Raw genomic sequence first — 20,863 nt, 5'->3', positions numbered from 1 at the left:
GGCAAACCCGCTTGTAACAGTAGCAACGAACGTCGGGATCCCCACTACCGTCTGTCCGTTGAAAAATCGCATTACATTTCCTTCATGGAACATTCTTCGCAATTCGCCGTCACAAGCGCCAGGAAAAAGCGAATGGCCGAAGAGGGAATAAAAAATTTTCCCGACAGGTGTGACTTACCCCGTTACTTCGGACATCAGTACAAGTAACCTGCCGCCGCGAATCACGCCCGGCAACTTTCTTTCGATGTTTGGGACCACAGAGAGACCGAACCCATGAACGCTCCGCTGCGTGTCAACGAAGCACTGCTGATTGCCGACCATGCCTTCGAACCCTTCCAGTGCGTTGCCTGGGATGCGCCAAACGGTACCGGTGAGCTAAGCCTTGCCGTGATTGACCGGACCAGCACCCGGATCGGCAGCAAGCAGGTATCGAGCAGCACCTACTCCGACCCGGCACAGTGGGCTCACCTGATCGAGGAAGTGCGCGCCGAACTGCGCCAGAAGGGTTACGACCTGCAACCCTGGACCATGCCGAAGTAACTTTCCCGAATGAAAAAAGTGCACTCCAGGGTGCACTTTTTTCTTGTCGCGAAGTTGTACCTTATTGTCGCTGCGACACATCACCGCAGTTAGCCAACTGCCAGCTCATCGATATGCCGGTATTCTGCCTGCAAACTTTCCGCCAGCTGACGGGCCCGCCCAAGACGAATGGGCGCACTTTCCATATCGAGCAATAACGTGCTGCACGGCAACGCTTGAAGTGGTTGGTCGAGGGCCAGCCGTCCGTCGGTCAGTACCAGGCAGCGTTGCGCTTCCGCCGGAAACTGCCGTTGCCGATGCGACAACCACTGCCGCGCTTGCTCCAGCGCCGCCAGCAACGGCGTCCCGCCACCCGCCCCCAGATCCGCCAACCATGGCTGCAACGCCGCCGAGGCTTTCAGGCCGTGGCGTTGCCAGCGTGGCGTGCTGCCGCTGGCCGTCAGCAGCGCCAATCGTGCCCGGGCCCGATACGCCTGGTCGAAAAAATTCGCCAGGACGCCCTTGGCCTTGCTCAGGGCTTGATAGCGCCGGGTCGAGGCCGAGGCGTCGACGATCACCAGCCAGAGTTCCGGGCTGGCAGCATGGCGCTGCGTCCAGCGCAGGTCGCCGCGCTTGCCTGGACGCCCCTTGAGCAAGGTCGCCGGCCAGTCCACCTTGCCCTGCCCCGCGCTACGCCCACGACCGCGCGCGCCCTTCTCGAGCATGCCGGCCCTGGGCCTGGCATCCACGCTGGCGCGGGCGCGGATGCTCAGGGCTTTTTTGGCCAGGCCGGCACCTCGCGCCGTGGCCCTGTCGCGACCGGCTGCGCCGGCATTTCACCCCATTGCCCGGCTAGCGTTGCCTGGCTCTGCTGCGGCTGGCCAGCCTGCGGTGCCGGTGGCTGAGCGTCGGCGGGCGATTGCTGGCGACGGTGGCGCAAGGCGAACTCGGCCACCGCCTCGATATCCGCGTCCTCGATTCGCTCGCCGCCACGCCAGGCAGCATGGGCCCGAGCCGCACGCCACCAGACCAGGTCGGCACGCAGGCCGTCCACCCCTGCCGCGAAGCAACGCTCGGTGATCAGCGCCAGCGAACGATCATCCAGTTCGATGCTTGCCAGGCGCTGGCGGGCGTCCTGGCAGCGCTGGCGCAGCGCCGCCTGGGCCGGCGCCCATTGAGCAACGAAGCCCGCAGGGTCGCCATCGAACGCCAGGCGCCGACGCAGGATCTGCCGCCTTGCATCGGGCACGGGTTGCCCGTGCAGCGCCACATTGAGGCCGAAGCGATCGAGCAATTGTGGGCGCAACTCGCCTTCTTCCGGGTTCATCGTGCCGATCAGCACGAAACGTGCGCTGTGCCGGTGGGACAGGCCATCGCGCTCGATGCGGTTGGTGCCGCTGGCCGCGACATCCAGCAACAGGTCCACCAGATGGTCGGGCAGCAGGTTGACCTCGTCGACATACAACACGCCGCCGTCGGCCTTGGCCAGTACACCCGGGGAAAACTGCACGCGGCCCTGGCCCAGCGCGGCATCCAGGTCCAGGGTGCCGACCAGGCGCTCTTCGCTGGCGCCCAGCGGCAAGGTCACGAACGGACCCTCGCCAAGCAGGTCGGCCAGGCCGCGAGCCAGGGTGCTCTTGGCCATGCCGCGCGGTCCCTCGATCAGCACGCCACCGATCTTCGGGTCGATGGCGGTCAGGCACAGGGCCAGTTTCAGGTCCTCGGCGCCGACCACCGCAGTCAGGGGAAAATGCACGGGTTCAGTCATTTCAAGCCTCTTCCTCGCCATCCAGCAGCTGTTGTTCAAGCGCCTCGCGATAAGCCCCCGGGTCCTGCCAGAGGCCACGCTGCTGGGCCTCGACCAGGCGCTCGGTGATATCGCGCAAGGCTTCGGGATTATGCTGCTGGATGAATTCGCGGGTCGCCGGGTCGAGCACATAGGCATCGGCCAGCGCCTGGTAATGGTGATCGTCGATCAGGTGGGTGGTGGCATCGAAGGCGAACAGGTTGTCCACCGTCGCCGCCAGTTCGAAGGCACCTTTGTAGCCATGGCGCTTGACCCCGTCGATCCACTTGGGATTGAGCGCGCGGGCACGGATCACCCGGTTCAGTTCTTCCTTGAGGGTGCGGATGCGCGGGCGCTCCGGCTGGCTGTGATCGCCGTGATAGCTGGCGACGCCTTGCCCGCCGAGGCTTTCCACCGCAGCGAGCATGCCGCCCTGGAACTGGTAGTAGTCGTTGGAATCGAGCAGGTCGTGCTCATGGTTATCCTGGTTCTGCACCACGGCCTGCACCTGGCTCAGGCGCCGGGCGAAAGGCGCCCGTGCCTCGGTACCGTCATCGGCGCCACCGTAGGCATAGCCACCGTGATTGAGGTAGACCTCGGCGAGGTCCTCGCGGCTGTGCCAGAGGCGTCCGTCGATGGCGTTCTGCACCCCCGCTCCGTAGGCGCCGGGCTTGGCGCCGAACACCCGCCAGCCGGCCTGGCGCCGCGCCTGCTCTGCGTCCAGACCGCTGGCGAGCAGTTCGGCGTGCTCGCTGCGCACCCGGGCCGCCAGGGGGTTCATGTCGTCCGGCTCGTCCAGCGCCGCCACGGCCTGTACCGCTGCGTCGAACAGCTTGATGAGGTTGCCGAAGGCATCGCGGAAGAAGCCGGAGACGCGCAGGGTCACGTCCACCCGAGGGCGGTCCAGCAGGCTCAGCGGCAGGATCTCGAAATCGTCGACCCGGTGACTGCCCGCCGCCCATACCGGGCGCACGCCCATCAGGGCCATGGCCTGGGCGATATCATCACCGCCGGTGCGCATGGTCGCCGTGCCCCAGACCGACAGGCCGAGCTGGCGCAGGTGGTCGCCGTGATCCTGCAAATGACGTTCGAGAATCAGGCTGGCCGAAGTGAAGCCCAGGCGCCAGGCGGTGGCCGTGGGCAGGTTGCGCACATCGACGGTATAGAAGTTGCGCCCGGTGGGCAGCACATCGAGGCGTCCGCGGCTCGGCGCACCGCTGGGGCCAGCGGGGACGAAACGCCCTTCGAGGGCCGACAGTACGCCGTGCATTTCCGCCTCGCCGCAGGCGTCCAGTTGCGGCGCAACACGCTCGGCCAGCGCCTCCAGCACCGCGCGCACATCGGTCCACTGCGCGTCGTCCGGCACCGCCAGTTCGCCTGCAAGGGTCTGCTCGATCAAGCGTGCCGAAAGCATTTCCAGACGCTCGCGGGTATCCCCCGCCGTGCGCCACGGCGTGTCGTCGAGGTTCGCCAGCCAATGTGGTCGCGGCCCGTGCCAGGGTTCCCCCAGCTCGCAGTCCAGCGGATCGAAGCCCAGCGCCAGGGCGCGGGCCAGCGCCCGCGGCAGGCTGGCATTAGCTCCGCGACCGTCGCCACGGGCTACCCGCAGCAGTGCCGCCAGGGTATCGATGCGCAGCCGGCCCGTAGGCGACTCGCCGAACACATGCAGGCCGTCGCGGATCTGCGATTCCTTGAGGTCGCACAGGTAGGTGTCCAGGCGCGGCAGCCACACCGCCGCATCGTCCAGCGCGCCGTCCAGTTGCAGCTCGCGGTCGATATGGTTGTCGCGCACCAGTTGCAGGATCTCCTTCTGCAACTCCACGGCACGCCGCGGGTCCAGCAACTGCGCCTCGTAGTATTCGTCGGCCAGGCGCTCCAGGTTGCGCAACGGCCCGTAGGTCTCGGCACGGGTCAGGGGCGGCATCAAATGATCGATGATCACCGCCTGGGTGCGACGCTTGGCCTGGGCGCCCTCACCCGGATCGTTGACGATGAACGGATAGATATTCGGCAGCGGCCCGATCAGCGCATCCGGCCAGCACCGCGCCGACAACCCGACGCCCTTGCCCGGCAGCCACTCCAGGTTGCCGTGCTTGCCGACATGGATCAGCGCATCGGCGGCAAAGCCATGGCGCAGCCAGAAATAGAAGGCCAGGTAGCCATGGGGCGGGACCAGGTCGGGATCGTGATAGACCGCACTCTGGTCGAGTTGATAACCCCGCGCCGGCTGGATGCCGACAAAGGTCAGGCCCAGGCGCAGCCCGGCAATCATCATCCGCCCGCCACGGAACATCGGGTCCGCCGAGGGTTCGCCCCAGCGCTCGCGCACCGCCCGCTGGTTGGCCTCGGGCAACTGCGCGAAGGCCGCCAGGTAGTCATCCAGGGCCATGCTTTGCATGCACGGGCGCTGGTCGAGGCTGTCGAGGTCGTTGCTGACGCCACCGAGCAGGTCGTGGATCAGCCGGGTGCCGCTGTCCGGCAGCTCGCCCACCGGGTAATCCTGCTGTTTCAGGGCACGCAGGATATTCAGCGCCGCTGCCGGGGTATCCAGGCCGACACCGTTGCCGATGCGGCCATCCCGGGTCGGGTAGTTGGCCAGTACCAGGGCCACGCGCTTCTGCCGGTTGGGCAGGCGCGCCAGCTCGCACCAGCGCTGCGCAAGCTCCGCAACGAAGTCCATGCGCTCGGGCTGCGGCCGGTAGCAGACCACATCGGACTGGCTGCGCTCGCTGCGCCAGGCCAGGTCCTTGAAGCTGATCGGCCGGGTGATGATGCGTCCGTCCAGTTCCGGCAAGGCGATGTGCATGGCCAGGTCGCGGGCGCCGAGGCCTTGCTCGCTGGCCTGCCAGCCGGGTTCGTTGTCCTGGGCGCAGATCGCCTGCAGCACCGGGATATCCCGGCGGAACGGGCGCAGGTGCGGCTGCTCCGGGCTCGACTGGGCGAAACCGGTGGTGTTGATGATCAACGCCGCATCGGTTTCGTCCAGCCAGTCTTCGACCTGGGCCAGGCAGCCAGCCTCCTTCAGGCTGGCCACGGCGATCGGCAGCGGATTCAGCCCGGCGCCTTCCAGCCGCTGGCAGAACACATCGATAAAGCCGGTATTGGCCGCTTGCAGATGGGAGCGGTAGAACAGGATCGGCACAACGGGTCGCCCGGCGTGCCAATCGGCGCGCCAGTGGGCCATTCCGGCCTCGGCATGACGCGGGTGATACAGGCTGGTACGCGGCAGTTGCCGTGGTTCGTCCCAGGGGTAATCGCGCCCCAGCCAGGAACTGGCGAGGCAGTTGAACAGGTTCCGGGCATTGGCCTTGCCGCCCTGGCGCAGGAAGTGCCAGAGGCGCTCGGCCTGCTCGGCTGCGACGTTGCCCAGGCTGCTCAGCTCCGGGTCCGGGCGATCGTCGCCCGGGACCAGGATGAGCTTCACGCCACGGGTCGCCAGCTCGACAAGCTGCTCGACGCCATAGCGCCAATAGCCGATGCCGCCGTGCAGCGACACCAGGATCACCCTGGCGTGGCGCAACACCTGGTCGACGTACAGGTCGACCGACGCGTGGTTCTGTACCTGCATGGGGTTGGCCAGGCGCAGGCTGGGGTAATCCTCCGGCAGCTCGCGGGCGGCTTCCGCCAGCAACGCCAGGTGCGAATCACCGCTGCAGAGAATCACCAGTTCGGCCGGGGTCTGGCCGAGGTCGGCAATGCTGTCGTCCGGCACGAAGCCGCCGGGCTGGGTCCGCAGCAGGTGCATGGCTCAGGCGCCCAGGGCCGCGCGCAGCCGCGCTTCGAGGGCCGAGGCATCGAGGTCCTGGCCAATCAGCACCAGGCGGGTGATGCGTGCCTCGTCGCTGCGCCAGGCGCGGTCGAAATGCTTGTCGAAACGGCTGCCCACGCCCTGGATCAGCAGGCGCATCGGCTTGCCCGGAATCGCCGCGAAGCCCTTGACGCGCAGGATGCCGGTCTCGCTGACCAGTTGGGTCAAGGCGTCGAGCAGCAGGCTTTCGTCGGCTTCCGGCAGGTCGAGGGAGATAGAGTCGAAGGCGTCGTGGTCGTGATCGTCGTGGTCATCGTCGCCGTCATGGTGCGAATCATGGTGGGTGCGGCGGCCGTCGATATGGGCCTCGGACTCGGCACCCAGGCCCAGCAGCACTTCCAGCGGCAGCACGCCCTTGCTCGCTTCGACCACCTTGACCGCTGGCGGCAGCTCTTCCTCGACCTCGGCGCGCACGGCGGCCAGGGCTTCAGGGGCGATCTGGTCGCACTTGTTGAGGATCACCAGGTCGGCGCTGGCCAGTTGGTCGGCGAACAGCTCGTGCAGTGGCGATTCGTGGTCCAGGTTCGGGTCAAGCTTGCGCTGGGCATCGACCTGGTCGGGGAAGGCGGCGAAGGTGCCGGCGGCCACGGCTGGGCTGTCGACCACGGTGATCACCGCATCGACGGTGCAGGCGTTGCGGATTTCCGGCCACTGGAACGCCTGGACCAGCGGTTTGGGCAAGGCCAGGCCGCTGGTTTCGATGAGGATCTGGTCCAGGTCGCCACGTCGCGCTACCAGCTCGCGCATCACCGGGAAGAACTCTTCCTGCACCGTGCAGCACAGGCAGCCGTTGGCCAACTCGTAGACGCGGCCATTGGCCTCTTCCTCGGTGCAGCCGATGCTGCACTGCTTGAGGATTTCGCCATCGATGCCCAGCTCGCCGAACTCGTTGACGATCACCGCGATGCGGCGGCCGTTGGCGTTGTCGAGCATATGGCGCAGCAAGGTGGTTTTACCCGAGCCGAGGAAGCCGGTGACGATGGTAACGGGAAGTTTGGCCAGTGTTTTCATGTCGGATGCCCTTGGCAGCATGGCGGGCATGGGGACGGAGGCCAGGCACCGTGCGGTCTGGACGCGTTCGCCACCGGATCACCCCGCCCGGTTAATGTGGAATCTGGTCGAGGCAGGTCTCCTGGCTTGCATTGTGTCCTCGGGACGCCATCGACGCCTTCCCGCCTTATATAACCGGCAGTGGCAATGGTCGGTGGGCTCAACGCCTACAGTTGCGGGGGCAGCCGCGGCATCGGCACCGCGTTCCCGTCTTAGCTCCGACCCGTGTCGGAGAACCTCGAACCGGCAAGGCTACGCAGTGCCCGGAGGCCGGTCAACCGCTGTATTGACGGATGTCAACGCGCGTGATTTCCTAACGCGATTCGTTTGGGTGCCTTTTTATTGCAAAAGGTGAAACGGGAAACCGGTGCGCCATGGTCTTCAAGACCGTGGCAAGTCCGGTGCTGCCCCCGCAACGGTAATCGAGGAAAACGTCTGATCCACTGTGCCAGCAGTCCGGCATGGGAAGGAGACGCCCAGGCCCATGGCCCCTTGAAAGCCCGGAGACCGGCCCACGACCGATTTGACCAAACCCGCGGTGGGCGGGCGACGTTGCACTCCTGGACTTCCATGCCCCGGAGTTCTTCGCGCTTGCCTGTTGCCACGACAACTGCAAAAGGAAAGCGCCATGCCCGTCACCACCACCGCCAGTCACGCCAGCAGTACCTCCACCACCCTCAGCCAACGTGTCATCGCTGCTGTCAGCGCCTCGGTACTGGGCCTGTGCCTGGTCTATTTCGCCGGCTTCTCGCATATCGAAGCGGTGCACAACGCCGCCCACGATACCCGCCACAGCGCCGCCTTCCCTTGCCACTGAGGTCGCACCATGTTCACTCGCATTGCCCGTACCGCGGGCTTTACCGGGCTGCTCGCGGCTTTGCTGCTGACCGTGCTGCAAAGCTTCTGGGTCGCGCCGTTGATTCTCCAGGCGGAAACCTACGAGGGCTCCGCGCCGGCTGCCGCCCATGAGCACGAGCATGCCGACGCCGCCGCTGGCGAAAGCCATCACCACGACGCCGAAGCCTGGTCGCCGGAAGATGGCTGGCAGCGCGTGCTGTCCACCACCGGCGGCAACCTGGTGGTCGCGGTAGGCTTCGCCTTGTTGCTGGCGGGCATGTACACCCTGCGCAGTCCACGCAGCATCGGTGCCGGCGCGCTTTGGGGCCTGGGCGGGTTCGCTGTGTTCTGCCTGGCGCCTAACCTCGGCCTGCCACCGGAACTGCCCGGCACTGCGGCCGCAGACCTGGCCCAGCGCCAGTTCTGGTGGGTTGGCACCGCCGCTGCCACCGCTGTCGGCCTGGCACTGATGGTGTTTGCCGGCAACTGGGTGCTGAAAATCGCCGGCCTGATTCTGCTGGCGATTCCCCACGTGATCGGCGCGCCGCAGCCGGAAGTGCATGAAAGCCTGGCGCCGGAAGCCCTGGAATCGCAGTTCATTGTCGCTTCGTTGCTGACCAATGCCGGTTTCTGGCTGGCCCTGGGCCTGATCAGCGCCTGGCTGTACCGGCGGCAGTCCGCCTGATGGCCGTCCCGCCCGGCGTAGCGCCGCTGTATGCCGGGCTGGGTTGCCGGCGTGGCGCTCCGGCCAGCGAACTGGCCGGATTGCTGCGCGATGTCATGCAGTCGCGCAACCTGCCTTTCGCCGCGCTGGTCGGTCTTGCCAGCATCGATCTCAAGCGCCAGGAACCCGGCCTGCTGCAACTGGCTGCCGATCTCGGCCTACCCCTGCACTTCTTCAGTGCCGTGCAACTCGCTGCCTTTACCCCGCGCCTTAGCCATCGTTCGGCCATTGCCTTTCAGCACAGCGGCTGTTACGGCGTGGCGGAAAGCAGCGCCCTGGCCCTGGCCGAACAACTGGGCGGCGGGCTGGCCGCGCTGCGCGTCGAACGCATCGTGCGCGACGATATGACCCTGGCATTGGCCTGGCTCCCTGCTTCTGGCGGATAATCCGTCATTCCGTTTTCCAGAGACTTCCCATGACCGTCTATTTCATCGGCGCCGGCCCTGGCGATCCGGAGCTGATCACCGTCAAGGGCCAGCGCCTGATCCGTCAGTGCCCGGTGATCATCTATGCCGGCTCGCTGGTACCCGCCGCCGTGCTCGACGGGCATAACGCCGAAACCCTGATCAACAGTGCCGAACTGCACCTGCAACAGATCATCGAGGCGATCGCTGCCGCCCATGCCAAGGGCCAGGATATCGCCCGGGTGCACAGCGGCGACCCCAGCCTGTATGGCGCCATCGGCGAGCAGATCCGCCACTTGCGCGAGCTGGGGATTCCCTACGAGATCATCCCGGGGTCACGGCCACGGCGGCCAGCGCCGCCCTGCTCGGCTGCGAACTGACCCTGCCGGACATCGCCCAGAGCGTGATCCTCACCCGCTTCGCCGATTCCTCGCCGATGCCCGAGGGCGAAGCCCTGGCCAGCCTGGCCAGCCACAAGACGACGATGGCGATTCACCTGGGGGTGCGCCATCTGCCGAAGATCGTCGAGGAACTGCGCCCGCATTACGGCGGCGACTGCCCGATCGCCGTGGTCCACCGCGCGACGTGGCCGGACCAGGACTGGGTGCTGGGGACGCTGGACGATATCGTCGCACTGACGGCGGCCAAGGGCTTCCGGCGTACCGCGCTGATCCTGGTGGGTCGTGTTCTGGCCAGCGACAGTTTCAGCGAATCGGCGCTGTACCGCGCCGGGCATGCCCATCTGTACCGGCCCTGAGGCCCCTTGCACTGCCGTTGGCGGACCTGCACTCTACGGCAACCACCACCCGAGAAAGGATTGCCCCGATGCTGGAACTTCGTCCTTGCTGCGAATGTTGCGCCACGCCACTGCCAGGCGACAGTCGCGACGCGATGATCTGTTCGTTCGAATGCACTTACTGCCGTAGCTGTGCGGGCGACCAATTGAAGGGCAAATGCCCGAACTGTGGCGGTGAATTGCAGCCGCGACCGGCGCGGGTCGGCGAGAAGCTGGTGAAGAATCCGGCGACGACGGTGCGGACGGTGAAGGCCGAGGGGTGTCCTGCACACTGAAGCTTTTAAGGCGTTGCTGATGGTGTTTGAGACTGAGATAAACCCTAGGGAGTGGACGAGATAAATCCGGGACAGTCCGGTAAGGGATGGGCCAAGGTGGGACGGTGGCTGCAATAGTGTTGCACAGGATGCAAGGGTTGGGGCATTGCTGCCCCGGTCCTCATTCCTCCAGATTGGCGTGGAAGAGATCGCCCTGGTTGCGAGCGATCACGGCCAGCCGCATGCGCTTTACGACCTTGTAGACAAACGCCAGCGAGATGCCGTGCTTCATTGCGATCTCGCGATGGTTGCGTCCGGTCCATTCATCGAAGATCTGCTGATGCAGCTTGGACGCTTGCAGATGGATGCCCTTCGGGATGTACAGTTGCTGCCCGCCCCAGACTGCCGCCATCTGCATCGCGACCTCTACGCCGTGAGCCTCGGCAACCTCATCGCTGACGTGCAGTGTCTCCTTCGCTGATTTCGTGACGTGGTCGGCGAGCGCCTGGAGCAAGTCGCCGGCAGTGCTCGACTCTTTCATACCGCCTCCTGTTGAGCCCGTTGCAGCCACTGTTTGAGTTGCTCGATGACCAGGCTGGCCTGGGCAGCGGTCAGCCATTGCAGCGCAGCCACACCCGTAACGCCTTTGACGAACTTCACCAGGGATTCCTCTGACGGATCGCGAAGCGCACCGGCATCCCGTAGTGACAGCCACAGCGAGCGGATCTTCCTAGACTGGCCGTCCTTCGCCCTTGGTCGCTTGCTGCCAGCGGTTGGACGAACCTTGAAGCCCTTCAGTTTGAGCTGTTCCAAAACCTGCATCAGCTTTGGAACGCTCAGGTCTGCTGTGGATGTGCAGCCTTCCAGCGCAGGCATTCCCGACAGCATGAGCCGATAAGTGTCGTCATCCATCTGGAGTTCGCGGCGAGCAACATGGATCGTCTTGATCAGACGCAGACGGTTGGCATTGGACTGAACTGTACTCACAGGCTGCCCTCCTGTTCGCTCACGATAATCCAGGCATCTGGATCAAGAGGCGTACGACTGTAGGCGCTCAGTAATGCACCATTGTCGCCACGGTGAGCCCACCCGATGCATTCATCATCGCTGTGATACTTCAATTTCACCGTGATGCCGCAGGGATACTCTGTAGCTGAAAGCTTCTCCAACTGACGAATGCGGCTGAGCAGTTTCTTCTCGACCGTCTTTTGCAGATGCGGAACAGCAAGCGCGGCGCGGCACTGCACCAGATCGAAACCTTCCAAGGCGCGCAAGCGGTTTTCAGTATCAACCGCACCATACTCCCGGCCTGGTGGAATAAAGGGGTTGGCTTGCGACATATCACACCCCCTGGGTCAATCGCGCGACGGGTTGGTGGCCAACCGCGTGATGCAGTTGAGCCGAACGGCCAGCCTTGTACCCGGCGTCACCCGCCACTTCGTCGCGCGCCTTGAGCTTGCGGCGCTTCATCTTGGCCGGGGCGAGATCCGGGTACTTCTTGTCCATGTAGGCCTGTATCGCTTCGACAATGTTGTCTTCGACGCCCGCGAACTGCTCGACCTTGGCCTGCACCGCGTCGATCCAGCCGTGAGCGAATGCGTCCCCCGCGCAACCTTGGTGGAGCGTTTGCAACGTTTCTGCGTTGCAAGGTAGTCCCGCCGCGCTTTCTGCAACTGGCGCTCCAGCACCTGGTACGCATAGCAAGCCAGCTCTGGCGATGCGCCGCACCCGATGTAGATAAATGAGGCTTCTTCGAACCAGGGCGCGTTGATGATGAAGGTCGAACCGAAGGCTTCAGCGCAGACTCGGGCCAGTCGCACACGCCACGCCGGGGGCTCACCCTCTGACCCTGCTGCAACCTTTACCTCTCCAGCCATGCTTGCCAGCACGTCACCCATCTCTAGGTTGTAAGCCTCCATCAGCTTGTGGGCCTGGCGCAGGGCGATCTCTGCTTCGTTCGGGTTAGAACCCTTGCCCTTGGCCATTTCCAGACACTTCTTGATCTTGTCGAGGATGCGGTCCTGGTCCATCTCACACCCCCGCCAACGTCAGGTTGATCGGCAGGTACTGGTCGGTATTGCCATGGCGCTTGTAAACCCGAATGTAAACAGCGGTACCGTTCACTTGGATGGAGTCCTTCAGGGCCTGCATTGCGGTCTTCCAGACGACATCGTTGATTTCGACCCGCAGCAGGCTGAGCACGTCCTTGACCATGAGTTGTCCCTGTTTGTTGGCTCGGAACGCTCGGTCAACCAACACCCGCAGGTGACTGTTGGCGCCCTCCGACCAGGCGCTGATGCACTTGTTGATCAGTTCGCGCGCCGCCAGGATCTCTTCGGTGAAGACAATACGGTCAGCGAAGGCGCGCTCGATCTTGTACTGCCCGTCATAGGTGGTGATCGAAACATTGCCTTTCTGGCCACCAAGCGTCACGCCATAGCGCTCCGAGGACACCGTGATCAGGTCAGCGATATCCGCCAGCGCTTGCTTCTTGAAGTTGGCCAACGCCGCACTGAGCTGCTCAGCGGCATTGCCAAGATCGCGGGCAACGCTATCACGCAGTTTGTCGTGGTCACGCACCTGGTTCTCAGGCACCAGGTGGCCCGCCGCATTCATTACAAAGCCAGCTGGAATTTCCACAGCACTCACTGATTGGGTAGTGGTACTCATTGGTCTTGCTCCTTCACGGGGGTGAACCACACGACGCGCACGCCATGAATGGTGACGGTGTTCCTGGTCTGTTTACCGACCGTCCTCCAGCAGACGCCTTGCCACTGCTGCCGAAAGGCAGCAGCAAGCGAGTCGGCGCTTTCTGCCTTGATGAAAATGGTCAGGTCCAGGACAACGGTGGCCTCAATGCGCACGCCTGCGGTGCGCAGCCCACGGGACACTGAGTTGACCGCTGCGAGCTTCTCGGCGAGTTCCGGCGTCAGTGTGTTGCAGGCCGGTAAGGCCGGTTCGATGGCAGTGCTGGGAACAAGCCGTAACCGCCGCGCAGAATTGGTTGGGTTAATGCTGGTCATCTCACACCCCCGTCACTACATCAGCGGTCACGACCGGTACGCCCAGTTGGGCCGCAAGGTTCAACGCTGCGGTCATCAGGTTGCCGATCGCCAGCGGGTACAGCAGCGAAACTTTCTGCTCACGCCCACCCGCCCGGACGGGCTGAGAAAGACGTGAAGCGATGGCGCTGATACCGGATTCGTCGATCACTTCGGCCAATGCCTTACCCGCGCTCTTGAGGCGAAACGCGAGGAACTCTTCCAGGCGGTTGCCTTCCACCGGCCCCAAGGTGACCCGCTCGCACCTTTGCACAACTTCCCGCACATCAGCATTGCGCTCACTCAACTTCACCCCCAGCTCGGGCTGGCCGATCATGATGATGCTGACCAGCTTGGTGAACCCGACCTCCAGCTCCAGGATGCGTTTGAGATGCTTGAGCGTAGGGATCGGCAGGCTGTGTGCCTCTTCGATCACCAAGCAGTGCCGATAACCGGCAGCATGGGACTCCTTCAACGCGCGGTGCAGTTGTGCGAAGCGCGCCTCCGGACTGCTCTTGGGCTTCTCCAGGGGAGCGACCGCCGCCATCATCGCTTCGGCAATGTGCGTGCTTTTCAGCGTCTTGCCCCTGGTGTCGTTGTCTTCCGAGGCCAGGACATAGGGCTCGATGATGATCACCGGGTCGTTGTTCTCGTTGATGCGGTTCACCAGGTCCCGTCGCAGCGTGCTTTTGCCGGCCCCGGACTCGCCCTCAATGGCCAGGAAGCCGCCGTGCCGCGCGGTCTGATACATCACCTCCCGCACATAACGGATATCAGGGCTAACCCACATATCCGCTGCACTCTGCAACTCGTCGAACGGATCGCGGAACAGCCCGAAGGCCTTGCGGGTGGTTGGCAGCAGGGTTTGCTTTGGCAGTAACATAGGTTCGTCCTCCCCGGACGGCTCTTGCGAAAGGGCCGGATCTGCTGTGTTGGCGCACGGCAGATCCACTTTTTCAACTTCTTCAAAGGCGTTGGCGATATCGGCGTCGTTGACACCGGCAGCACCCAGGAATACCGCGATCCGAGCTTTCAACTCGGCCTGATCCAGGCTGCGAGGCCATTGGTTGTGGTTCACCAACTGGGCGACCGTCGCCGAACTCAGCCTGAGCGACTCGGCCAAGGCCGACTGGCGCTTGCCCACGTCGATCAGCACTTGCTTCAACTTCAACATCACTCACCTCCTGCCGCCGCCCGGACAAGGGTCAGCGGTGCGCGGGCGACCTCTACAGGTCGTTTCAGCTCGGACTCGATAGCGTCCAGCTGGTCTTGAGGTACTCCTTGTGGGTACCGCTGTTGCAGCCACCCGAAGGTTTCGGATGACCAGAGAGCGCCGAGCCGAGGCCGCAGGATCTTGGCGGCCTCAACGTGGCTGTATGGCTTGAGTTCGATATCAGGCGCATTGACGTCAAGGCTGGTCCCGCGACGCGGCAGATAGGCCGGCAGCACGGTGTCGGTGACATGCTTGTGCGGATCGATCCTGCCACCAAACGGGATGGCCTTCGCCTTGCGTGCAGCTTGAGCCTCTTCCTCGCTGGTGGTCCCGGTCGCTAGCTGCTCAAGGACTTTGCGCGACAGCTGGGCTGGCGTCTCTGCATGGCGCTTGTACTGCTCACCGATGATTGCCGAGGTCTGCGCGAAGCCGAACTGGTCAGCTCCAATCCGGTCAATGACGTGGTACTGCTCCCGACCGTCTTCGCCGACCAGGACAGCAATCGCAGAGTCCTGGTCGCGCCAGCAGTTGCGGGTGATCAGCAGCTTCTCGCCGACCATTACATCCGGCACCGAGCGGACATCGAACTGAGCACCACGGAACGACACCCGCAGCATGTTGCTGACCTTGCGCTCTTCCGGCGTGCTGACGGCCAGGTCGCGGCAGACCTCAACAGACGGCGCGAGGCGCAACTGGTCAGCGGTGATCAACTGCCAGACTCCGTACCGCGTGCGACGAGTCCTGGTGTGGATCGAGGTCGCGTTGTAGTAGCGCATCCACTTTCCGGCCCACTCGTTGATCTGCTCTAGGCTTCCAGCGGACTGGAATCTCAAAGCACTCTCGAACTCGCGTTCGACAATGTTGTGAGCCTGTTCGACCTGGCCTTTCGCTCGCGCATTGCCTGCCTGGTTGATGATCAACTCGATGCTCATCGCCCGGCATAGATTGCGGAACAACCCGCTTGTCATAGCGGCACCGGGGTCGGTCATCAGCATCCACGGTACGCCGTGGAACGGGTCCGCTTCGTGGCGCTTCTGCATCGCGTTGATCAGCACGCTGCACAGGTTCTCGGCTGACTCGGCACCCAGCACGTACTCCAGGTACAGCGTGCCGCTGGCATGGTCTGTGACCACGTACCGCCACAAGCGCTGGCGTTCGATCTTCTTCAGGTTGCCCGGCTTGCCGTCGTAGAACTCGGCCTTGTCCATAGCCTTGGCACCGTCATCCGCTAGGTAAAACTGGGTCGAGATCGAGGCGTCGATCTGCCAGACGTGGTTCGGGTGCTTGCTCGCCAGCGATACCGCCGGGGCGTCGTGCAGCAGTTGCTCCGGGTGCAGCTTGTAGGCTCGCAAAGCGCGGGCGATGGCACCGTTGCTAAGGGATTTGAACTCGCCGGTCGTTTCGTCAGCCCGTCCGGCCAGGATCATGTTGTTGCTGCGCAGGCGTTCAACGGCACGTACGATGGTCGAGAGCTGCTTGTTGTTGGCCCGGATAGACTCCAGGAGCACGGCGGAAATCAAGCGGGCTTCCTCCAGGGGAAGCGCGCTATTCCCTGCATCGCTCCGGCGCTTGCGCTGATTCCTCACGGACACCTCCTTGAGCTTGCGCTGAAGGGTCTGAACCGATACGCCCAGCTCTGCTGCACCGGCTTTGTACACGGCGGTACGCTGACCATGCGGTGCCTTCGCAGCACGCTCCGCAATCTGGCTCAGAAGCTGGATCTCGATGGGCGTCATGGCTCAGTCCTGCCCCATCCAAGCGGGAGTACCGTCCAGCTCGGCGGGCAAGTGAAACTCGCTGCGCACCTCAGCCAAAGTGATCTCCAGCTGGCGGATCAGCCCGGCAGCGAACACACGCTGGTCATCGCCCCCAGCGCTGCCCAGTTCTGCGAGTTTCGAGAACCCCTCGCGCAGTGCTCCACGGATCTTGGCCTCGGCCTCGAAAGCAACTGCAGTGGTTTCCAGGCGCAACTCCGATACCGCCTCACTGGCTGGCAGTGCCTGGATGCGCTTGCGCAGCTTCTCCAGTTCCTGCCTGGTCTTGTCCAGGTCGTCGGTCTTCTTGGCCATGACCTCGGATTGAGCCTCATAATCGGCGTTCACGTCGTCGAGGCGCTGGGTCAACTCCTGCTTTTCCTTGGCGTGCTTGGCGATGATCTCTTCGGCCAGATCAACGAAGGCTTCTTTGTCGCCGGTCTGAGCAACTTCGATCAGGGCGGCTTTCTGATCGTCGGGGAGCCGGCGGTACTGGCGCATTTCGCGGTAGCCGATGCCCATGCGGGACATAGACTCAAGGGCCTCCTCACCGAAGGCTCGCAAGTTGGTAATGTCCATGTCGGCTTTGTCCACCGAGATACCAAGCATTGAGCAGAACTCTTCCCAGGTGCCGGAAAGTTCCGAACCGTTCGGAGTTTTCTTACCTGCAATGGCCTTGTAGAGCTTGTTTTCCTTGACGTAGGCAAGCTTGGAAGTCCGAACGGTTCGGGAAAACTCTTCAAAGGCACCTGCCATCTGAGCTTGGCCAAGGAGCTGATTCAGCAGGTCGCGTTCGTCGCTATGCGAGGCCAGTGTGGCCGCCATCGCATTCTGCGTAGCAGTGAGAACCTCACCGTTCAGTGCGGGCAGTTGTTCCTGCTCTGCGGGTTTAGCTTTGCTGCGTGCCATGATGTTCCCCTCAATTCATCGAGCCAGCGGCAATGCGCTGATTGATTTCCTGCATCCGGCTTTGCAGCCGAGCCATGTGTTCCGCGTGTGCCTGGGCTATCTGAAGTACGCCTACCGAATGGGCGAAGCGCCCGTTGTCCAGCTTCACGGCCAAGCCCTCTTCGATAAGGGTCTGCATCGCACGGGTGATATTGCTGGGGCTGTCACCCGTCAGTTGAGCCAGCTCGGTGTTGCTCAGGCCCGTTACGGTGTGCCCCTTGAGAGCCTTCAGTACGCGCAGCACGCGCGCAGCAGCAGAGACGGTGCGGCTCATGGCTGCCCCTCCAGTTCAAGTTGTGGTTGTTCGCTTTGCTTGACGTTGCCTTTGTGCCAAGCCAGTCCTTCCATAGCGGACTGGATAGCCGCGAGTGTGTCGTCTGCATCGACGCGCTTGGTGTAGAAGGCCAGCAACTTGCCTGCGGCAGTGGTGAGTAGTTCCTGCAGCGCCTGCATATCCTGAGCGGTGCAAGTGCGACCGGTCGGCATATCGATGGTCAGCCGGCCTGCGCTGGCGGCGATCCAGCGGGTGACGAAGTCACAACCGCAAGCCTGCTCATAAGGCCGGATCAAGTTCGCAGGCATGCGACCGCTTTGCAGCCACTTGTACAGCGCCCAGTGATCTGCCAGGCCCATCTCGTCAGCGATCCTTTCGACCCCTTTGTTGAGGTTCTCCCGTGCGTGGTCTTTGCATAGCTCAAGGGCGTGGCGCAGAGAGGTCGGACGCAGGGATTTCCAACGGCGGCGGCTCATTGGAAGCCTCCCCGAGGAAACCTTTCCAAACAAACCCGGGCTTTGCAGGTAGGCAAAATGATTTCGGTGCGTGCAATCTTTTGCTGTAAATTGACAGCCGAGGTCACCGATGGACGTGCGAGATTTCGAAGAATTGGCAGGCCGTATTGAGGGGCTTGCTCGCTGTGTGATGGTCCTGGCTGGGTCACTCCAACGTGCGGGATGCTTGAGTGAGCTGAAGCTACAAGCCGATCTGCGGATCGCAGGCCTAGGGTTGGAAGGCACTGTGGCCTGTACGTTGGATGAAATGGCCGAGCAGCTTTTGGCTGATTATCGGTATTGTTCGAGACGGGATGTATGAGCGTCATGATGGACCTCATGCGGCCAACGCCGGCTTGGCTTTCAGGCCCAGCTTGACGGCGATGTCATGAGCCTTCCCGTAGTGGGCCTTGGCTTGACCATTCAGCACGCGGTACACCTCGTTGCGGGTGTACCCGTTCTCGGTGGCCCATTCAGTGATCGTTTTACCGGCGCGACGAAAGTTTTCTTTCACTTGCTCGGCGCTTAGGGCTTTGGCATGGGTGGCCATGGCAGTGGCTCCTGTGATGCAAAGATGATTTAGGTTTGTGTAGATGATTATGAGAACCAAAGTTCTCTTAAGCAAGGGGTTTATGTGACCTTTTCTTCTCTTTCCGCTGATCGGATGAAGGAAGAGCGCGTGCGGCTGGGCTTGAAACAGGCATCAGCTGCTGAGCTATGCGGGGTATCGCGTGAGATTTGGGGGCGCTACGAACGTGGCGCTGCCGTTCCCGGCGGAGAAGTTTTGTTCTCCTTTGCCCAGGCTGGCGCTGATATTCAGTTCGTACTGACCGGACATCGCTCTAGCCAACAGAGCAACGGGGAGCCCGAGCAGATTGATGTACGGCGTTTGGAGCGCATCACTGAGATGTTGGAGAGCGCAGCCCGTCTAGCCGGTAAGCGTTGGCCTGCCACGAAACTCGCAGCGGTGGCAGCCGAGGTTTACAACGTGCTGGGCGGGGATCGAACACTGGACGAGCCTCAGGTCGAGAGGGTCTTGAAGCTGGTGGTGAATCGCTGAAGTAGCAAGGAGCGTTATGCGTAGCGATGATGAACTGGTGGCAAAGTTGTCGGTCAGGCTCACGGAGGAGATCAAGAATCTCCCTGCCGATGGTCGCGATCACGAGTTGATCGTCAAGATCAAAGGTGACTACGGGAACATCAACCTGGGAACTCAAAATTTTGAGATTCACTCAGGGAAGCAACCCCCACCTCGTGGCAGCGATCGAGAACGCGAGTGCCCGCAATGCGGCCAGCCAGCTTGGCGGTATACAAAACACTGCATGCATTGCGACTACGATATGCACCGTCATGATGAACTCGTCGCCGAAGAGGAAGCGAAGATCCGCAAATCCGAAACCGACCGGTATCTGCTGAAGGCATTTGGAGTCTTTGCCGCCATCGCGGCGACCAGTTTTTTAATCAAGGATTATTTGCCGGAGTCGTGGCGCAGTTGGGCTATTGGAGTGACCGTAGCCGCAGGGGACTAGCTTTCCTGATACTCCAGGCACATCGGTAAGCCAGCAGACACGATAAGAAAGGAAGCCAACGTGACAAAAAAACAAGCAAAACCCTGGAAAGACATGACGTCAGGAGAGCGAAAAGCCGTCTTGGTAGGCTGGGTCGCCATCGTTGCAGTGGGGGCCTATGTCTTTTGGTCCAGCAAGCACGATGCCCCCACGACAAGCATTGAGCCGGCTGAAGCTTCATCAGCCGTTACCGCTCCAGCAGCTACGTATACACAGCCAAACAGTCAATCATTGGCCAGTGCCCAGCAGTACCTGTCAGAGGTGGATCAAGCTTTGGCTGATGGCGAACCATTGCTAGCAACAACGGATCCGACAGTACTGGGCCAGCATAGTAGGCGGCTTAGTGAACTGACGGAGCAAGGAAAAGCTCTATTTGGTGAAACAGTGTTTGCGCCCTTGGGGAGATGTGGCGTGACAGGGACGTTTGCTCGCACTTTGTGGCAAGCCAAGGTTAGTGCAACTCTCCGAGGGAGCGAAGCAACTCCAGGACAGATACAAAGTGCTGAAGACCAGTATCTTTCGCAGAAAAGAGAGTGTCTCGGTACGTTCAGCCAAGGTACCGAAACGAACGGCTGATCTCTTTAAACCCGATTAAAAGCGCTTCCTGCCCACGCCGCCGATCATGGCGGCGTGTTCGTTTCGGCGCCGCCCTGGCGCCTTACCTGCAGGAGGCGTCATGCGACCCGTCAACACCCCGCGCGGTATCCGCAATCACAACCCCGGAAACATCCGACACGTCAAAGGCACTCGCTGGCAAGGTATGTCGGCGAACCAGAGCGACGCCGACTTCGTCCAGTTCACTGGCGCCCAGTGGGGCATCCGCGCTATCGCGCGCACCCTTATCACGTATCAAGACAAACATGGTCTGCGTACCCCTCGTCTGATCATCGGGCGGTGGGCCCCACCCACCGAGAACAACACCGAAAGCTACATCCGCAGTGTGGCTAACCGCATGGGCGTTTCGCCTGACGGGCGTATCGATGTGTATGACTTCAAGACCATGTTGGTTCTGGTGTTGGGGATCATCGGGCATGAAAACGGCGCCGGGCCACTCCCTGGCGGCGTTTGGTACGGCGAAGCGCTGATCAACGAAGGCTTGCAACTCGCCGGTATCGTTCCCGGTGCCTACCACGGGGAACCGGTATGAAGCTGATCGCGAATTGGCGCCGCTGCTATCGCTTGTACAGCATCCAGCTCGGGCTGCTGATCGCGCTGTTCGGGTTCCTCCAGGTCAGCATCCTGCCTATGTGGGAAGCGCAGCTCTCGGACCGAGCCTACGCGGTGCTCAACAGCGCACTGGCCCTTCTGCTGTTCCTCGCCCGCCTCGTGAAACAGGGCCCCGACCAGGACACGCCATCGTGAAGCTGCGGCTGTTGTTGCCGTTGCCTCTCAC

At 62.7% G+C, this 20,863-nt stretch carries 27 protein-coding genes, 1 pseudogene and 2 riboswitches; of the genes and pseudogenes, 11 read left to right on the top strand and 17 right to left on the bottom strand.

All coding sequences use genetic code 11. The features are described 5' to 3' along the window. Nucleotides 1-273: 273 nt before the first annotated feature. A complete protein-coding gene (locus CSV86_RS09700) occupies nucleotides 274-540 on the top strand; it encodes a hypothetical protein (RefSeq protein WP_009405454.1) in 267 nt (88 codons plus the stop codon). A gap of 89 nt (nucleotides 541-629) precedes the next feature. On the opposite strand, the gene CSV86_RS09695 is transcribed toward CSV86_RS09700, so the two are convergent. Genes CSV86_RS09695 through cobW form a run of 4 tightly spaced genes read right to left on the bottom strand, consistent with a single transcriptional unit; the run spans nucleotide 630 to nucleotide 7,124 of the window. Then, nucleotides 630-1,244 (bottom strand): vWA domain-containing protein, encoded by a 615-nt coding sequence (locus tag CSV86_RS09695; RefSeq protein WP_009405456.1) that lies wholly within the window; start codon nucleotides 1,242-1,244, stop codon nucleotides 630-632. 44 nt (nucleotides 1,245-1,288) lie between these two features. Beyond that, entirely contained in the window at nucleotides 1,289-2,287 is a 999-nt protein-coding gene (locus tag CSV86_RS09690; RefSeq protein ID WP_009405459.1) for a magnesium chelatase ATPase subunit I, read from the bottom strand. A 1-nt stretch (nucleotide 2,288) separates the two neighbouring features. Next, complete coding sequence (gene cobN / locus CSV86_RS09685) at nucleotides 2,289-6,050, bottom strand: cobaltochelatase subunit CobN (RefSeq protein ID WP_009405461.1); 3,762 nt, start codon at nucleotides 6,048-6,050, stop codon at nucleotides 2,289-2,291. Between the two features lie 3 nt (nucleotides 6,051-6,053). After that, complete coding sequence (gene cobW, locus CSV86_RS09680) at nucleotides 6,054-7,124, bottom strand: cobalamin biosynthesis protein CobW (protein ID WP_009405463.1); 1,071 nt, start codon at nucleotides 7,122-7,124, stop codon at nucleotides 6,054-6,056. A 94-nt stretch (nucleotides 7,125-7,218) separates the two neighbouring features. After that, nucleotides 7,219-7,419: riboswitch (cobalamin riboswitch) on the bottom strand. Nucleotides 7,420-7,475: 56 nt separating this feature from the next. After that, nucleotides 7,476-7,694: riboswitch (cobalamin riboswitch) on the top strand. A 97-nt stretch (nucleotides 7,695-7,791) separates the two neighbouring features. Here cobW and CSV86_RS09675 point away from each other — a divergent pair. The 5 genes and pseudogenes from CSV86_RS09675 (at nucleotide 7,792) to CSV86_RS09655 (ending at nucleotide 10,199) form a co-directional block, all read left to right on the top strand. After that, on the top strand, nucleotides 7,792-7,980 hold the full coding sequence (locus CSV86_RS09675) for a CbtB domain-containing protein (RefSeq protein ID WP_009405465.1): 189 nt from the start codon (nucleotides 7,792-7,794) through the stop codon (nucleotides 7,978-7,980). A 9-nt stretch (nucleotides 7,981-7,989) separates the two neighbouring features. Next, nucleotides 7,990-8,685: a CbtA family protein gene (locus CSV86_RS09670; RefSeq protein ID WP_009405467.1), complete on the top strand. Its 696-nt coding sequence runs from the start codon at nucleotides 7,990-7,992 to the stop codon at nucleotides 8,683-8,685. Further along, on the top strand, nucleotides 8,685-9,110 hold the full coding sequence (locus CSV86_RS09665; protein ID WP_009405468.1) for a cobalamin biosynthesis protein: 426 nt from the start codon (nucleotides 8,685-8,687) through the stop codon (nucleotides 9,108-9,110). Before CSV86_RS09670 ends, CSV86_RS09665 begins: the two co-directional genes overlap by 1 nt. 29 nt (nucleotides 9,111-9,139) lie before the next feature. Continuing rightward, nucleotides 9,140-9,885: pseudogene (cobM, locus tag CSV86_RS09660) on the top strand (precorrin-4 C(11)-methyltransferase). A gap of 68 nt (nucleotides 9,886-9,953) precedes the next feature. Beyond that, nucleotides 9,954-10,199 (top strand): DUF1272 domain-containing protein, encoded by a 246-nt coding sequence (locus CSV86_RS09655; protein ID WP_009405472.1) that lies wholly within the window; start codon nucleotides 9,954-9,956, stop codon nucleotides 10,197-10,199. Between the two features lie 160 nt (nucleotides 10,200-10,359). Here CSV86_RS09655 and CSV86_RS09650 read toward each other — a convergent pair whose 3' ends face one another. From CSV86_RS09650 to CSV86_RS09595, 13 genes are all read right to left on the bottom strand, one after another. Beyond that, the gene (locus CSV86_RS09650; protein ID WP_009405474.1) at nucleotides 10,360-10,719 is read right to left on the bottom strand and encodes a Mor transcription activator family protein; all 360 of its coding nucleotides are present in this window, start codon (nucleotides 10,717-10,719) and stop codon (nucleotides 10,360-10,362) included. After that, nucleotides 10,716-11,165, bottom strand: a complete 450-nt coding sequence (locus CSV86_RS09645; protein ID WP_009405476.1) for a gp16 family protein — start codon at nucleotides 11,163-11,165, stop codon at nucleotides 10,716-10,718. Before CSV86_RS09645 ends, CSV86_RS09650 begins: the two co-directional genes overlap by 4 nt. After that, entirely contained in the window at nucleotides 11,162-11,518 is a 357-nt protein-coding gene (locus tag CSV86_RS09640; RefSeq protein ID WP_009405478.1) for a hypothetical protein, read from the bottom strand. The genes CSV86_RS09645 and CSV86_RS09640 overlap by 4 nt, the downstream gene beginning before the upstream one ends. Nucleotide 11,519: 1 nt before the next feature. Further along, nucleotides 11,520-11,750 carry a hypothetical protein gene (locus CSV86_RS31850; protein ID WP_240160502.1) on the bottom strand — a complete coding sequence of 77 codons (231 nt, stop codon included), beginning with the start codon at nucleotides 11,748-11,750 and terminating at the stop codon, nucleotides 11,520-11,522. Next, the gene (locus tag CSV86_RS09635; protein ID WP_240160474.1) at nucleotides 11,645-12,163 is read right to left on the bottom strand and encodes a DUF2786 domain-containing protein; all 519 of its coding nucleotides are present in this window, start codon (nucleotides 12,161-12,163) and stop codon (nucleotides 11,645-11,647) included. The genes CSV86_RS31850 and CSV86_RS09635 overlap by 106 nt, the downstream gene beginning before the upstream one ends. Before the next feature lie 46 nt (nucleotides 12,164-12,209). After that, the gene (locus CSV86_RS09630; protein ID WP_037061975.1) at nucleotides 12,210-12,848 is read right to left on the bottom strand and encodes a DUF3164 family protein; all 639 of its coding nucleotides are present in this window, start codon (nucleotides 12,846-12,848) and stop codon (nucleotides 12,210-12,212) included. Next, nucleotides 12,845-13,201, bottom strand: coding sequence for a hypothetical protein (locus CSV86_RS09625; RefSeq protein WP_009405484.1), 357 nt, complete (start codon nucleotides 13,199-13,201; stop codon nucleotides 12,845-12,847). Before CSV86_RS09625 ends, CSV86_RS09630 begins: the two co-directional genes overlap by 4 nt. A gap of 1 nt (nucleotide 13,202) precedes the next feature. Continuing rightward, nucleotides 13,203-14,393 (bottom strand): ExeA family protein, encoded by a 1,191-nt coding sequence (locus tag CSV86_RS09620; protein ID WP_009405487.1) that lies wholly within the window; start codon nucleotides 14,391-14,393, stop codon nucleotides 13,203-13,205. After that, the gene (locus CSV86_RS09615; protein WP_009405489.1) at nucleotides 14,393-16,168 is read right to left on the bottom strand and encodes a TnsB C-terminal domain-containing protein; all 1,776 of its coding nucleotides are present in this window, start codon (nucleotides 16,166-16,168) and stop codon (nucleotides 14,393-14,395) included. The genes CSV86_RS09620 and CSV86_RS09615 overlap by 1 nt, the downstream gene beginning before the upstream one ends. Nucleotides 16,169-16,171: 3 nt before the next feature. Continuing rightward, a complete protein-coding gene (locus CSV86_RS09610) occupies nucleotides 16,172-17,095 on the bottom strand; it encodes a hypothetical protein (RefSeq protein ID WP_037061979.1) in 924 nt (307 codons plus the stop codon). A 10-nt stretch (nucleotides 17,096-17,105) separates the two neighbouring features. Then, nucleotides 17,106-17,408, bottom strand: coding sequence for a helix-turn-helix domain-containing protein (locus CSV86_RS09605; protein WP_009405493.1), 303 nt, complete (start codon nucleotides 17,406-17,408; stop codon nucleotides 17,106-17,108). Beyond that, nucleotides 17,405-17,884 carry a hypothetical protein gene (locus CSV86_RS09600; RefSeq protein ID WP_037061982.1) on the bottom strand — a complete coding sequence of 160 codons (480 nt, stop codon included), beginning with the start codon at nucleotides 17,882-17,884 and terminating at the stop codon, nucleotides 17,405-17,407. The genes CSV86_RS09605 and CSV86_RS09600 overlap by 4 nt, the downstream gene beginning before the upstream one ends. A gap of 355 nt (nucleotides 17,885-18,239) precedes the next feature. Then, complete coding sequence (locus CSV86_RS09595) at nucleotides 18,240-18,452, bottom strand: BcepMu_gp16 family phage-derived protein (RefSeq protein WP_009405496.1); 213 nt, start codon at nucleotides 18,450-18,452, stop codon at nucleotides 18,240-18,242. An 84-nt stretch (nucleotides 18,453-18,536) separates the two neighbouring features. Between CSV86_RS09595 and CSV86_RS09590 the strand changes: the two genes are divergently transcribed. From CSV86_RS09590 to CSV86_RS09570, 5 genes are all read left to right on the top strand, one after another. Further along, the gene (locus tag CSV86_RS09590; RefSeq protein WP_205346236.1) at nucleotides 18,537-18,962 is read left to right on the top strand and encodes a helix-turn-helix domain-containing protein; all 426 of its coding nucleotides are present in this window, start codon (nucleotides 18,537-18,539) and stop codon (nucleotides 18,960-18,962) included. Nucleotides 18,963-18,978: 16 nt separating this feature from the next. After that, on the top strand, nucleotides 18,979-19,431 hold the full coding sequence (locus CSV86_RS09585; protein ID WP_170394539.1) for a hypothetical protein: 453 nt from the start codon (nucleotides 18,979-18,981) through the stop codon (nucleotides 19,429-19,431). Nucleotides 19,432-19,491: 60 nt separating this feature from the next. Further along, entirely contained in the window at nucleotides 19,492-20,046 is a 555-nt protein-coding gene (locus CSV86_RS09580) for a hypothetical protein (protein ID WP_158487739.1), read from the top strand. 100 nt (nucleotides 20,047-20,146) lie between these two features. After that, nucleotides 20,147-20,617, top strand: coding sequence for a structural protein (locus CSV86_RS09575; protein ID WP_037061987.1), 471 nt, complete (start codon nucleotides 20,147-20,149; stop codon nucleotides 20,615-20,617). Then, entirely contained in the window at nucleotides 20,614-20,832 is a 219-nt protein-coding gene (locus tag CSV86_RS09570; RefSeq protein WP_009405504.1) for a DUF7940 domain-containing protein, read from the top strand. The genes CSV86_RS09575 and CSV86_RS09570 overlap by 4 nt, the downstream gene beginning before the upstream one ends. Nucleotides 20,833-20,863 lie beyond the last annotated feature (31 nt).

The organism is Pseudomonas bharatica CSV86, from assembly GCF_000319305.2.
Lineage (GTDB): Bacteria > Pseudomonadota > Gammaproteobacteria > Pseudomonadales > Pseudomonadaceae > Aquipseudomonas > Aquipseudomonas bharatica.
Note: the sequence above shows the minus strand (reverse complement) of the source record. Positions and strands in the feature narration are given on the sequence as shown.